This is a genomic window from Enterobacter sp. D2 (assembly GCF_034427575.1).
Classification (GTDB): domain Bacteria; phylum Pseudomonadota; class Gammaproteobacteria; order Enterobacterales; family Enterobacteriaceae; genus Enterobacter; species Enterobacter cloacae_M.
Genome location: NZ_JAXQPP010000001.1, coordinates 604346 through 616752 on the forward strand (window position 1 = coordinate 604346; position 12407 = coordinate 616752).

Consider the following 12407-nt stretch of genomic DNA (forward strand, 5'->3'; position numbering starts at 1 on the left):
GTTCATGATTAATTTATCAGTCAATAACGTTCGTCCATGTTTAATGGAAAAGCATGGGTATTTAATTTCACAAATCGTATTATCAGGATCAAATAATGAAATTTCTGAAGCCTAAATATCTGGCACTCTTCGTTGCAGCGGCTGCAAGCCCGGTGTTCGCAGCAGTGCCCGGTAAAGCAACTATCGCCAGTGGTAATGATAAATTTGCCATTGTTGAAGTTGATCAGTCTGCTTCTGCTTACAACAACCTCGTCAAAGTTCATGATGGCGCCGATGTTAAAGTGCAGTGGGACGTCTGGAGCGGCGCGGCGCCGACTTCAGCGAAAGTGCTGCTTGACGGCAAAACCGTCTGGACCGGCGCAGGCAGCATGTCCGGCACGGCTACGTTTAAAGTGAAGAAAGGCGGTCGCTATCAGGAAACGGTTGAGCTCTGCAATGCCAGCGGCTGCAGCACCAGTGCCAGCAAACTGATTATCGTCGCGGATACCGACGGTAGCCATCTGCTGCCACTCAACACCACCATGCAGGAAAATAACAAAACCCTCTCTAAGCACACCGATAAAGTGGTGGGGGCTTATTTCCCTGAGTGGGGTGTTTACGACCGTAACTTCCCCGTGGACAAAATTCCGGCGGCTAACCTTAACCACATTCTGTACGGCTTCATTCCAATCTGCGGTGGCGACGGCATCAACGACAGCCTGAAAACCATTGAGGGCGGTAACAGCTTCGAAGCGCTTAAGCGCGCCTGTGCGGGCCGTCAGGACTTCCAGGTGGCGATTCACGACCCGTGGGCCGCCCTGCAGAAACCTCAGGCTGGCGTCAGCAACTGGGACGACCCCTACAAAGGCAACTTCGGCCAGCTGATGGCGATGAAGAAAGCCAATCCAGGGCTGAAAGTGCTGCCGTCTATCGGTGGCTGGACGCTGTCTGACCCGTTCTTCAAAATGCACGACCCGGCGATCCGCGCGCGCTTCGTCGCGTCCGTAAAAGATTTCCTGAAAACCTGGAAATTCTTCGACGGCGTAGACATCGACTGGGAATTCCCTGGCGGCGGCGGTCAGAACGAAACGCTGGGCAACCCGCAGCAGGATAAAGAGACGTATACCGCACTGATGCGCGAACTGCGCACCATGATGAATGAACTGTCAGCCGAAACCGGCCGTACCTATGAACTGACCTCTGCGATCGGTTCCGGCGGCGATAAGATTGAAGACGTGGATTACACCACTGCCCAGCAGTACATGGACCACATCTTCCTGATGAGCTACGACTTCTACGGCGGCTGGAGCAACACCGAGCTGGGTCACCAGAACGCGCTGCGTGCGCCTGCGAATAAACCGGATACCAAATACACCACAGAAAACGGCGTGAACGCACTGCTGGCCCAGGGCGTACAGCCCGGCAAGATCGTTGTGGGGACGGCCATGTATGGTCGCGGCTGGACCGGCGTTCACGGTTACAGCAATAACAACCCGTTCACCGGCACGGCAACGGGCATGGTGAAAGGGACCTGGGAACCGGGCGTGGTTGACTATCGTCAGATCGTTAACGAGTACAAAGGCAAAGCGGGCTGGGAATACAACTATGATGCTACCGCTGAAGCGCCGTATCTGTTTAACAAAACCACCGGCGATCTGATTACCTATGAAGACGCGCGTTCCGCAACGGCGAAAGGTCAGTATGTGCTCGCGAAAAACCTTGGCGGTCTGTTTGCCTGGTCTATCGACTCCGATACCGGAGACATTCTGAACGCGATGAATGAAAGCCTGACAGGCGGTGGCGCTGCGCCGGTTGATCCGGTAGTGACCAACCATGCGCCTTTGGCGACTGCCGCTGACCAGAGCGTAACCGGTCCGGCGACGGTGACCCTGGATGGCTCGGCTTCCACCGATCCGGATGGCGATGCCATCACCTACAAGTGGACGCAGATCTCTGGCCCGTCGGTGACCATCACCAACAGCACCAAAGCGAAAGCGACCTTTAACGTTGCCGCTGTCACCAGTAACCAGACTCTGGCGTTCCGCCTGACGGTCACTGACGCGAAAGGGTTGAGCAGCACTGCTGACGTCCAGGTCGTGAACAAAGCGCCGAAAGCAAACCAGGCGCCGGTTGTGAACCAGATGGAAGCCGTGACGCTGGAAGCTGGCCAGAGCTACTCTCTGCACGCTCAGGCTAACGATCCTGATGGCGACGCGCTGACCTACTCCTGGAGCGTTCCTGCGAATATGCAGGCGACAGGCGCAGACACCGCGAACCTGAACATCACCGCGCCGGACGTGGACACGGAATCAACTTACACGCTGACCGTGGTGGTAAGCGATGGCAAGTCCAGCGTACAGACTAACGTACAGGTGACGGTAACGCCTAAAGCAGCGGAAACGCCGTCTGACGAAGGCAACACCCCATCCGATGAAGGCAACGCGCCGTCTGACGAAGGAAATACCCCATCCGATGAAGGCAACACGCCGTCTGACGAAGGTTCTGCCACCAATAGCTGCGATAAGCCTGTTGACGCCAACGCCAGTCAATATGCTGCCTGGAGCGCAAGCAAGGTTTACAACGCGGGGAATACCGTCAGCTTCGACAACCTGGTCTGGAAAGCAAAATACTGGACTCAGGGCAACCAGCCGGGCTTCGGTGTGGATGCATGGGAGCTGGTAAGTCAGGTGAAATTCAACTGGCGCTCCGACGTGGTTTATAACGGCGGCGACACCACTACCTACAACGGTTACACCTACACCGCGAAATGGTGGACGAAGGGTGATAAACCAGGTAGCAGCGATGTATGGGTGAAAAAAGGCCCGGCGACTGACTGCCAGTAAGCCACTGCTATAACGATGCGGGTAAGAAATTTGCCCGCTATTACGGTCCACGTCCCGAGACGGACGTGGGCCGTAAATCAGGAAAAGAGTAATAACCGCGTAAGGAGACAATGAAAAAGAGCCGGACTGAAAATGAAAACGTTATTTTTATTGTTGCTGGTAATAAGCCATAGCGTCTTTGCCAACTGCTGGGATAAAGCCGCCAGTTATTATCATGTGGATCCTTATCTGTTATATGCCATTGCTAACGTTGAATCAGGAATGAATCCCAATGCGATTGGACTGAATCATGATGGCACGCGTGATGTCGGACTGATGCAGATTAACAGCTCACATTTTTCCGAGCTGGAGCGCAAAGGCATTAATGAATACCGGTTAATTACCGAGCCCTGCACCTCGATTATGGTTGGCGCATCGATATTATCCGGAATGATTAAAATTTATGGCTATAACTGGGAGGCGGTCGGCGCCTATAACGCGGGTCTGAAAAAAGAGAATTTCGCGCAGCGCATGGTCTATGCCCGCAAGGTCTGGAATAAATATCAGAAGTTAAAACGTAGCACCAGCAACCGTTATTATTATTGATTTTTATTTTTTGAAGAGTACCGACTGGTGTTCTTCATAAAACGAAAACTGCTCCCGGGTTTATTTATTAAATGATTAATAAATAAACCGCGAAACAAATTAACTTTTATAGACCCTTAATATCATTAAGAGGACCATTGAATATGAACAAAAGGACATTACTCAGTGTTCTTATTGCGGGCGCATGTGTTGCACCGTTTATGGCTCAGGCAACCCTGCTGCAGGCCAGCAGCGAACCTTACACCGTTAAGGCCAGCGATCTGCAGAAGAAAGAGCAGGAGTTGACCAACTTCCCGCTGATGGCTTCGGTGAAGTCAACCATCCGCACGCTGGACAACAGCCTGGTGGAACAAATTGAGCCGGGTAAATCGACAAACCCGGAAAACGTCAAGCGCGTGGAAGGGATTATCAAGGCCAGCGACTGGGATTACCTCTTCCCACTGCGTGCGCCGGAATATACTTACAGCAACTTCCTGAAAGCGGTCGGTAAATTCCCGGCGCTGTGCCAGACCTATACCGATGGTCGTAACAGCGATGCCATCTGCCGTAAGTCTCTGGCAACCATGTTCGCGCACTTCGCGCAGGAAACCGGCGGCCACGAGTCCTGGCGTCCGGAAGCCGAGTGGCGTCAGGCGCTGGTTTACGTGCGTGAGATGGGCTGGAGCGAGGGTCAGAAGGGCGGCTATAACGGCGAATGTAACCCGGATGTCTGGCAGGGTCAGACCTGGCCGTGCGGTAAAGACAAAGATGGCGATTTCGTTAGCTACTTTGGTCGCGGTGCGAAACAGCTCTCCTATAACTACAACTACGGCCCGTTCTCTGAAGCTATGTACGGCGACGTCCGCGTACTGCTGGACAAACCTGAGCTGGTGGCGGACACCTGGCTGAACCTTGCTTCCGCGATCTTCTTCTTCGCCTACCCGCAGCCGCCAAAACCGAGCATGCTGCAGGTTATCGACGGCACCTGGCAGCCGAACGATCACGATAAGGCGAATGGTCTGGTACCGGGCTTCGGCGTGACCACGCAGATCATCAACGGCGGCGTGGAGTGCGGTGGCCCGACTGAGATCGCCCAGTCTCAAAACCGTATCAAATACTACAAAGAGTTTGCCAACTACCTGAAAGTGCCTGTTCCGTCTAACGAAGTGCTGGGCTGCGCCAACATGAAGCAGTTCGACGAAGGCGGTGCCGGCGCGCTGAAGATCTACTGGGAACAGGACTGGGGATGGAGCGCGGATACCCCGTCAGGCCAGACCTACTCTTGCCAGCTGGTGGGTTACCAGACGCCATTCAGCGCCTTTAAAGAGGGTGACTACACCAAATGCGTGAAGCATTACTTCAACGTCAATGTGGTGGGTGAAGACGGGACTTCCGACGGCGGTAGCGTCACGCCAACGCCGACCCCTGTCGACCCAACGGACGAAGGCAATACCACGCCGGTGCCAGACGATAACACCCCGGCTCCGGACGATAATACGCCAGCGCCGGTAAACCATGCGCCGGTAGCAAAAATCGCCGGTCCGGTGGGTGCGGTTGAAGCGGGTAAATCTGTTTCTCTGAACGCGTCTGGCTCGACTGACGAAGACGGTGACCACCTGACTTATACCTGGACGGCTCCGAACGGTCAGACCGTAAGCGGCGAAGATAAAGCGATTATTACCTTCAATGCGCCGGAAGTGGCTGCGGCGACGCAGTACCCGATCAACCTTACCGTCAGTGACGGCGAGCTGAGCAGCACCACAACCTATACGCTGAACGTACAGGCTAAGCAGACCAACGGCGGCCAAACCGGGACTTACCCGACCTGGACCTCCAAAACCAAATGGAAAGCGGGCGATATCGTGAACAACCGCGGCCAGCTGTTCCAGTGCAAACCTTATCCGTACAGCGGCTGGTGCAATAACGCGCCATCCTACTACGAGCCAGGTAAAGGGATTGCATGGCAGGACGCGTGGACTGCGCTGTAATCAGCAAAATGACAAACGGCAACCTTCGGGTTGCCGTTTTTTTCTCGTCGTAAAAATGCAGGACCCGATCTACCGATGAAGCTTCCCGTGATCCCGCAGCCACGCCGCCGTACGCGTAATCCCTTCATCCAGCGTCACGATCGGTTTGTACCCAAGCTCGTTCTCCGCTCGCGAAATATCCAGCGTGAAATCAAAGTTAAGCTTTGATACGCCGTAATGCGTCAGCGCAGGCTCTTTGGCCGATTTACTACCAAAACGCTCCATGCTGCGGGCAATCATATCCAGCATTGGGTAAGGGACTGAACGGATGCGGCAGTCGATCTGCAGCTCGTCAATTAAGCGCTGCACAATGCTGCGCAGCGTGCAGGGTTCGCCGTTCGTGATGTTGTAGGCGCGACCGGAGATGAGCTTATCGCAGTCCGGCTGGCTTGCCAGCCACATGGCGTGGACGGCGTTTTCGTAATAGGTCATATCCACCAGCGCATCGCCGCCGCGCGGCAGCAGCACGCTGCCGTAGTGGTGCATCATCTGCGCCAGGCGCGGAATAAACACTTTGTCGTGCGGCCCGAACAGGCTCTGCGGACGTAAGACCGTAAAACGGGTGTGCGGGTTCGACTGTGCCAGCAGGTCAATCACCTCTTCGCTGGCCGCCTTGCTGCGGGCAAACTCGCAGGCAAAGCGAGCCGGGCGGAAATCTTCCTGCACGTCACGATGGTGGTGATAGTCGAAATAGAGCGACGGTGACGAGATATGAATAAAGTTGCGCACGCCCCAGGCAACGGCCCATTCGCCCAGACGGCGGGTTGCCCGCACGTTGGCGAGATCGAAGGCTTCCTGGGTACCCCACGGGGAGGTGAAACTGGAGCAGTGCCACAGCGTGTCGATACCGGCGAGCATCACTTTCGCCTGCGAGGAGACCAGCTCCGTCAGGTCAGCATGGACGAACTCCGCGCCCATTTTTTGCAGCAGTTTTCCCATCGCTTCGTTGCGACCGGTAGCCCTGACGCTGATGCCCTTGTTGCGCAGAAATTCGACCGCATTTCGGCCTAAGCCGCTGGTCGCCCCGGTAACCAGTACCTTCATATCAATCCACTGTGTTGAAAAGAATTTCGTGCGCATTCTTTCGTGAATTACGGCGCTATGCAATGGGAAAGGTGAAAGAAAGAGAGTTTTATTTAGATCTTTTCCGTCTTTTGTTCTGCCCGTTGCGCAATGCGTTTCGCCATTCCCCGGAAGATAAACAGGTGGGCAGGGATCATCAACAGCCAGTAGAACAGACCCGGCATTCCGTGGGGATGCCACCAGGCGCGGACGTCCAGTTCACGACAATCGCCTTTGTCTTTCAGGGTAAAGCAGAGCCGACCCAGTCCCGGGGCTTTCATACCGAACAGCAGTGCCAGCTGTTTTTCCGGCTCGACGATGATGACCTTCCAGCTGTCAACCGCATCGCCCACCTCAAGATACGGGCGTGCCGGGCGGCCTTTTGCCAGCCTGTGCCCCACCAGCAGATCCATTGCCCCGCGCGTTTGCCAGAGGATATTGCCGAAGAAATAACCGTCTTTGCCGCCAATCTGGTTCACCACCTCCCACAGCGCGGCCAGGCTGGTGTGGGTTCTCACCGTGCAGCCCGCCTGTTTCGGGTAATAGCCGTACTCCGGGCGCCAGCGGGCAAACGCCTGGGCGTCGTAACCCCAGTCGCTGGAGTTCACCAGCTGCTCTTCTTCTTTCAGCGTATTGCGCACGGCATCGTCAAAGCGGATCAGGTCCTGGGGAATGAGTGCCCGCAGTTCGCGATCGTCCGCCAGTAAATCGTGTTTGAGCCCCTGGATCAGCGCTTTGGCGGTCGTCGGCGGCACCGAGGTGATGACATTCAAAAACCATACCGAAATCCAGCGGGTCGGAAAGGGGATGGGGATCAGCCAGCGGCGGCGGCCGCTGACGCGCATGAAATGCTCGAACTGCTCCTGATAGCTCAGCACTTCAGGACCTGCCGCCTCGAGCACGCGGTGTTGCTCTGCCGGATGATCCAGCAGGGCTACCAAATAGTGCAGCAAATTTTCCAGCGCAATCGGCGTGGTGCGCGAGCGCACCCAGCGCGGTGGCGTGAGCACCGGCAGGTTGTAGACCATATCGCGCATCACTTCGAAGGCGGCGGAGCCCGCGCCGACGATGATCCCGGCGCGCAGTTCGGTGACGGGGATATTCGCCCCGCGCAGGGTTTCGGCCGTCAGCTGGCGGGCGCGCAGGTGATCGGACTGCTCGTGTTCAGGCGCCTGGAGCGAGCTTAAAAAAATGACCTGCTTCACCGGGGTTTGCATCAGGGCATCGCGGACGTTCATCGCCACCTGCCGCTCGTGGGCGATAAAATCTCCGCCTTCACCCATGCTGTGCACCAGGTAGTAAAGCGTGTCGACCCCTTCCAGCAGGGCGGGAAGTTCCTTCGGCCAGTTGAGGTCAACGCTGTGGCAGGTAACGCCAGGCAAACTAAGCTTTTGCAGGCGTTCGGTGTTGCGTGCCGCTGCCAGCACCAGGTGCCCCTGCTGGCTTAACGCCGCGGTGAGATGCTGACCGATGTACCCGCTGGCGCCGAGCACCAGAATTCGTTGCGGCACGTGATGCTCCTTATCGCTGTAAAAACGCCTGCCAGTGTTTCACCACGTCGGCCAGCTGTTCGCGGCTCACGTCGAGATGCATGACCAGACGCACGACGGGTGAGGCGTTGATCAGCACGCCACGTGATTTCATAAATTCGCCCAGCGCGGCGGCGCGGTCATCGCCCACGCGTACGAACAGCATGTTGGTGTCGTGGCGCATCACCTCGGCGCCAATCTCGCGCAGCTGCGTAGCCATCCACGCGGCGTTGTCGTGATCGTCCTTCAGGCGCGCCACGTTGTTTTTCAGGGCATACAGCCCGGCCGCCGCCAGAATACCCGCCTGACGCATGCCGCCGCCGGTCATTTTGCGCCAGCGGTTGGCGCGCTTGATGTAGTCCGCGTTGCCCACCAGCAGAGAGCCCACCGGCGTGCCCAGCCCTTTGGAGAGGCAGATGGTGAACGAGTCGCAGTATTGCGCAATCTCTTTCAGCTCGCAGCCGTACTCCACGACGGCATTAAAGATGCGCGCGCCGTCAACGTGCAAGCCGAGCCCGCGCTCGCGGGTGAATTCCCACGCTGCTTTCAGGTATTCGCGCGGCAGGACTTTGCCGTTGTGGGTGTTTTCGAGGCTGAGCAGCCGGGTGCGGGCGAAGTGAATATCGTCGGCTTTGATTTTCGCCGCGACTTTATCGAGCGGCAGGGAACCGTCCGGCGCGGCGTCAATCGGCTGGGGCTGAATGCTGCCGAGCACGGCGGCACCGCCTGCTTCATACAGATAGTTATGCGCGCCCTGGCCGACGATATACTCTTCACCGCGCTCGCAGTGGCTGAGCAGCGCGACCAGGTTAGCCTGCGTTCCGGTCGGCAGGAACAGCGCGGCCTCCTTGCCGCTCAGTTCAGCCGCGTAGCGCTGCAGTTCGTTGACCGTCGGGTCATCGCCGTAGACGTCATCCCCGACCGGGGCGGCCATCATCTCTTCGAGCATGGCGCGGCTCGGGCGGGTTACGGTATCACTGCGTAAATCAATCATTTCACATCCCTTTATTTTAAGAGGTCGTGCGAAATGTTTTACCTGAGCCAGTTGGTTTTTGCCAGTTCGATCACCTCGTCACCGCGCCCGCTGATGATGGCGCGCAGCATATACAGGCTAAAGCCTTTAGCCTGCTCAAGCTTGATCTGCGGCGGGATCGCAAGCTCCTCTTTGGCGACGACAACATCCACCAGCACAGGGCCGTCAATGGAAAACGCACGCTGCAGGGCTTCGTCCACCTCTGAGGCTTTCTCCACGCGAATACCGGTGATGCCGCAGGCTTCGGCGATGCGCGCGAAGTTGGTGTCGTGCAGCTCGGTGCCGTCCGTGAGATAGCCTCCGGCCTTCATCTCCATCGCCACGAAGCCCAGCACGCTGTTGTTGAAAACCACAATTTTCAGCGGCAGCTTCATCTGCACCACCGACAGGAAATCCCCCATCAGCATGCTGAACCCGCCGTCGCCGCACATCGCCACGACCTGACGCTCCGGCGCCGTCGCTTTTGCGCCCAGCGCCTGCGGCATGGCGTTGGCCATCGAACCGTGGTTGAACGAGCCGAGCAGGCGGCGTTTGCCGTTCATCTTCAGATAGCGTGCCGCCCAGACGGTTGGCGTGCCCACGTCGCAGGTAAATATGGCATCGTCGTCAGCGAAATGGCTGATCTGCTGCGCCAGGTACTGCGGGTGAATGGCTTTGTCGCTCGGTTTGGCGAGATCGTCCAGCCCCTTGCGGGCATCGCGATAGTCGCTTAGCGCCTTATCAAGGAACTTGCGATCGGTTTTCTCTTCCAGCAGCGGCAGCAGGGCGGAAAGGGTGGATTTGATATCGCCCACCAGCGCCATATCGACCTTGCTGTGCGCGCCGATACTGGCAGGGTTGATATCAATTTGAATGATTTTGGCATCCGTCGGGTAGAACGCGCGATACGGGAACTGGGTACCAAGCAGGATCAGCGTGTCGGCGTTCATCATGGTGTGGAAGCCTGAAGAAAAACCGATCAGTCCGGTCATGCCAACATCGTAGGGGTTGTCGTACTCGACGTGCTCTTTGCCGCGCAGGGCGTGGACAATCGGCGCTTTCAGCTTACCGGCAAATTCCAGCAGCTCCTTGTGCGCGCCAGCGCAGCCGCTGCCGCACATCAGGGCGATATTGCTGGAGTAACGCAACAGCTGCGCCAGCTTTTTTAGCTCCTCTTCTGCTGGCGTGACGACGGGCTGCGGGGCGTGATACCAGTGAGTGCTTGCCCCTTCTGGCGCAGCCTTGAGGGCCACATCGCCCGGAATAACGACCACAGAAACGCCGCGATTCAGCACGGCTTTACGCATGGCGATCGCCAGCACCTGAGGGATCTGCTCCGGGGATGAAACCAGCTCGCAATAATGGCTGCATTCACGGAACAGCTCCTGCGGATGCGTCTCCTGAAAATAGCCGCTGCCGATTTCGGAAGAGGGGATATGAGCGGCAATCGCCAGCACCGGCACGTGATTGCGGTGGCAGTCGAAGAGGCCGTTGATCAGGTGCAGGTTACCCGGCCCGCAGGATCCGGCGCAGACGGCCAGTTCACCCGTAAGCTGCGCTTCAGCGCCTGCGGCGAAGGCGGCAACCTCTTCATGGCGGGTCGGCATCCATTCGATGGTCTTCATCTTGTTGAGGCTGTCGCTGAGTCCGTTCAGGGAGTCGCCGGTGACGCCCCAGATACGTTTTACGCCAGCCTGTTCGAGCGTTTTCGCTATATATGCAGCCACGGTTTGTTTCATGGTTGTCCGTCTCCTTTTTGTGATAACGCTTACAAGCTTAGAAGAAAGTCTCCGTATTGCCCGTCGCATCCCCACAATTAAAAGGTGCTTTTCACGCGCAATTATTCGGCATAATCTGGGAGTGCCTCAGTTAAAACAGGAATAATTTCAAATGGTTAAATCATTGTTAATTGCTGTTAATGAAAAGCTATCGTGCGACGATCTTGGCAAACTCTTGTTACGACTTGCCGTCGGCGGGCTGATGCTTTTTCATGGTTTGCACAAGCTTTTTGGCGGCGTGGGGTTTATCAGCGGCATGCTGGTGGAAAAAGGGCTGCCGGGATTTATCGCCTACGGCGTGTTGGTTGGCGAAGTCGTGGCGCCGATCTTGATTATTGTCGGGCTGTTTACGCGCCCGGCCGCGCTGGTGCTGGCGTTTACGATGATTGTGGCGTGGCTGATGGTGGGAATGGGTGAAACGTTCGCCCTTGATAAGGTTGGGGCATGGGCGATTGAAAGCCTGGTGTACTTCTTTATCGGCTCGCTGGCTGTCGCGTTTTTAGGGGCAGGGCGGTTTGCGCTGGGTAAAGCGCCCGCGTGGCGGTAAAATTGCAGGTCGGGTAAACGCAGTACCGCCCGGCAAAAAAGCCCGGTGGCGCTGACGCTTACCGGGCCTACGAACGAACGTTTATCGTTTATGCGAGGACCAAATCCCCCTGCGGATGGCACGAGCACGCCAGCACGTAACCCTCGGCAATTTCCGCGTCGGACAGCGTCATGGTGCTGGTGACGGTGTACTCACCGGAAACCACTTTGGTTTTACAGCAGCCACACACGCCAGCACGACAGGCAGCCGCTACCGGCACCTTGTTGCTTTCCAGCGCCTCCAGCAGCGTGGTCCCCACGCGGCCAAAGAAGGTCTGGGCAGGCTGCAGTTTGGTGAACCTAACGCCGCTGCTTGCCGCTTCCGCCACCGGCGTGAAGAACTGCTCTTTGAAGAAGCGGGTTACGCCAAGCGCTTTCACTTCTTCTTCCACGATAGCCATGAACGGCGCCGGGCCGCAGGTCATCACCGTTCGGTTCGCAACATCCGGCACGCTTTGCAGCAGCTCGCGGCTCAGGCGACCGGGCACAAAACCGTGGGTCGCGTTGTGCTCAGCCACCAGCGTCACCGGATATTCACGCCACTCCTCGGCGAAAATCACATCTTCCGGGGAACGGACGCTGAAGATCGCCTGCACGTCGGCCTGGGGGCGGTTCTTCGCCAGCCAGCGGCGCATTGACATAATCGGCGTTACGCCACAGCCCGCCGCCAGCAGCAGGAATTTATCGTCAGCTTTGTCGTCACAGGTGAATTCCCCCTGCGCGTCGGACAGCCAGATGTAATCCCCGCGCTTCACGTCCTGCGTCAGCCACTGGGAGCCCGCGCCGTCGTCAATGCGGCGGACGGTGAGCGTAATGTATTCGCTCACGCCCGGCGTCGAGGAGATCGTGTAGGCGCGCAGGGTGTCCGCCGAATTGCGAATGCTGACCAGCGCATACTGGCCTGCACGATATGGATAGTAGTCATGGCACAACAGCGACAGCGTCCACACATCCGGCGTCTCCTGATGGATGTGATGAACCTGCATCCGCCACGGGCATTGTGAGGTTGGCATGGTCATGAATCCCTC

Annotated in this window: 9 protein-coding genes; 4 read left to right on the plus strand and 5 right to left on the minus strand. The window is 57.2% G+C overall.

The features are described 5' to 3' along the window. Window positions 1-95 precede the first annotated feature (95 nt). From SPG90_RS02880 to SPG90_RS02890, 3 genes are all read left to right on the plus strand, one after another. A complete protein-coding gene (locus tag SPG90_RS02880) occupies window positions 96-2822 on the plus strand; it encodes a glycosyl hydrolase family 18 protein (RefSeq protein ID WP_126302817.1) in 2727 nt (908 codons plus the stop codon). Between the two features lie 132 nt (window positions 2823-2954). Beyond that, on the plus strand, window positions 2955-3407 hold the full coding sequence (gene iagB / locus SPG90_RS02885; protein WP_045403629.1) for a type III secretion system invasion protein IagB: 453 nt from the start codon (window positions 2955-2957) through the stop codon (window positions 3405-3407). 143 nt (window positions 3408-3550) lie between these two features. After that, window positions 3551-5374 carry a chitinase gene (locus SPG90_RS02890; RefSeq protein ID WP_045403626.1) on the plus strand — a complete coding sequence of 608 codons (1824 nt, stop codon included), beginning with the start codon at window positions 3551-3553 and terminating at the stop codon, window positions 5372-5374. A gap of 69 nt (window positions 5375-5443) precedes the next feature. Here the strand turns inward: SPG90_RS02890 and SPG90_RS02895 are convergent, their stop codons facing one another. The 4 genes from SPG90_RS02895 to poxB form a co-directional block, all read right to left on the minus strand. Further along, complete coding sequence (locus SPG90_RS02895; RefSeq protein ID WP_045354430.1) at window positions 5444-6457, minus strand: NAD-dependent epimerase/dehydratase family protein; 1014 nt, start codon at window positions 6455-6457, stop codon at window positions 5444-5446. A gap of 92 nt (window positions 6458-6549) precedes the next feature. Then, window positions 6550-7986 (minus strand): SDR family oxidoreductase, encoded by a 1437-nt coding sequence (locus SPG90_RS02900; RefSeq protein ID WP_126302815.1) that lies wholly within the window; start codon window positions 7984-7986, stop codon window positions 6550-6552. A 10-nt stretch (window positions 7987-7996) separates the two neighbouring features. Further along, window positions 7997-8998: a low-specificity L-threonine aldolase gene (ltaE, locus tag SPG90_RS02905; protein WP_109846001.1), complete on the minus strand. Its 1002-nt coding sequence runs from the start codon at window positions 8996-8998 to the stop codon at window positions 7997-7999. A gap of 38 nt (window positions 8999-9036) precedes the next feature. After that, a complete protein-coding gene (poxB, locus tag SPG90_RS02910; protein ID WP_126302814.1) occupies window positions 9037-10755 on the minus strand; it encodes a ubiquinone-dependent pyruvate dehydrogenase in 1719 nt (572 codons plus the stop codon). A gap of 151 nt (window positions 10756-10906) precedes the next feature. Between poxB and SPG90_RS02915 the strand changes: the two genes are divergently transcribed. Beyond that, a complete protein-coding gene (locus tag SPG90_RS02915) occupies window positions 10907-11341 on the plus strand; it encodes a DoxX family protein (protein ID WP_115874615.1) in 435 nt (144 codons plus the stop codon). Between the two features lie 88 nt (window positions 11342-11429). Here the strand turns inward: SPG90_RS02915 and hcr are convergent, their stop codons facing one another. Further along, a complete protein-coding gene (gene hcr / locus SPG90_RS02920) occupies window positions 11430-12398 on the minus strand; it encodes an NADH oxidoreductase (protein WP_126302813.1) in 969 nt (322 codons plus the stop codon). Window positions 12399-12407: the final 9 nt, after the last annotated feature.

What these genes read in the sequence shown, in the direction of transcription:
- SPG90_RS02880 (WP_126302817.1), top strand. Translation starts at nt 96, where the DNA reads ATGAAATTTCTGAAGCCTAAATATCTGGCACTCTTCGTTGCAGCGGCT.
- iagB (WP_045403629.1), top strand. Translation starts at nt 2,955, where the DNA reads ATGAAAACGTTATTTTTATTGTTGCTGGTAATAAGCCATAGCGTCTTT.
- SPG90_RS02890 (WP_045403626.1), top strand. Translation starts at nt 3,551, where the DNA reads ATGAACAAAAGGACATTACTCAGTGTTCTTATTGCGGGCGCATGTGTT.
- SPG90_RS02895 (WP_045354430.1), bottom strand. Translation starts at nt 6,457, where the DNA reads ATGAAGGTACTGGTTACCGGGGCGACCAGCGGCTTAGGCCGAAATGCG.
- ltaE (WP_109846001.1), bottom strand. Translation starts at nt 8,998, where the DNA reads ATGATTGATTTACGCAGTGATACCGTAACCCGCCCGAGCCGCGCCATG.
- poxB (WP_126302814.1), bottom strand. Translation starts at nt 10,755, where the DNA reads ATGAAACAAACCGTGGCTGCATATATAGCGAAAACGCTCGAACAGGCT.
- SPG90_RS02915 (WP_115874615.1), top strand. Translation starts at nt 10,907, where the DNA reads ATGGTTAAATCATTGTTAATTGCTGTTAATGAAAAGCTATCGTGCGAC.
- hcr (WP_126302813.1), bottom strand. Translation starts at nt 12,398, where the DNA reads ATGACCATGCCAACCTCACAATGCCCGTGGCGGATGCAGGTTCATCAC.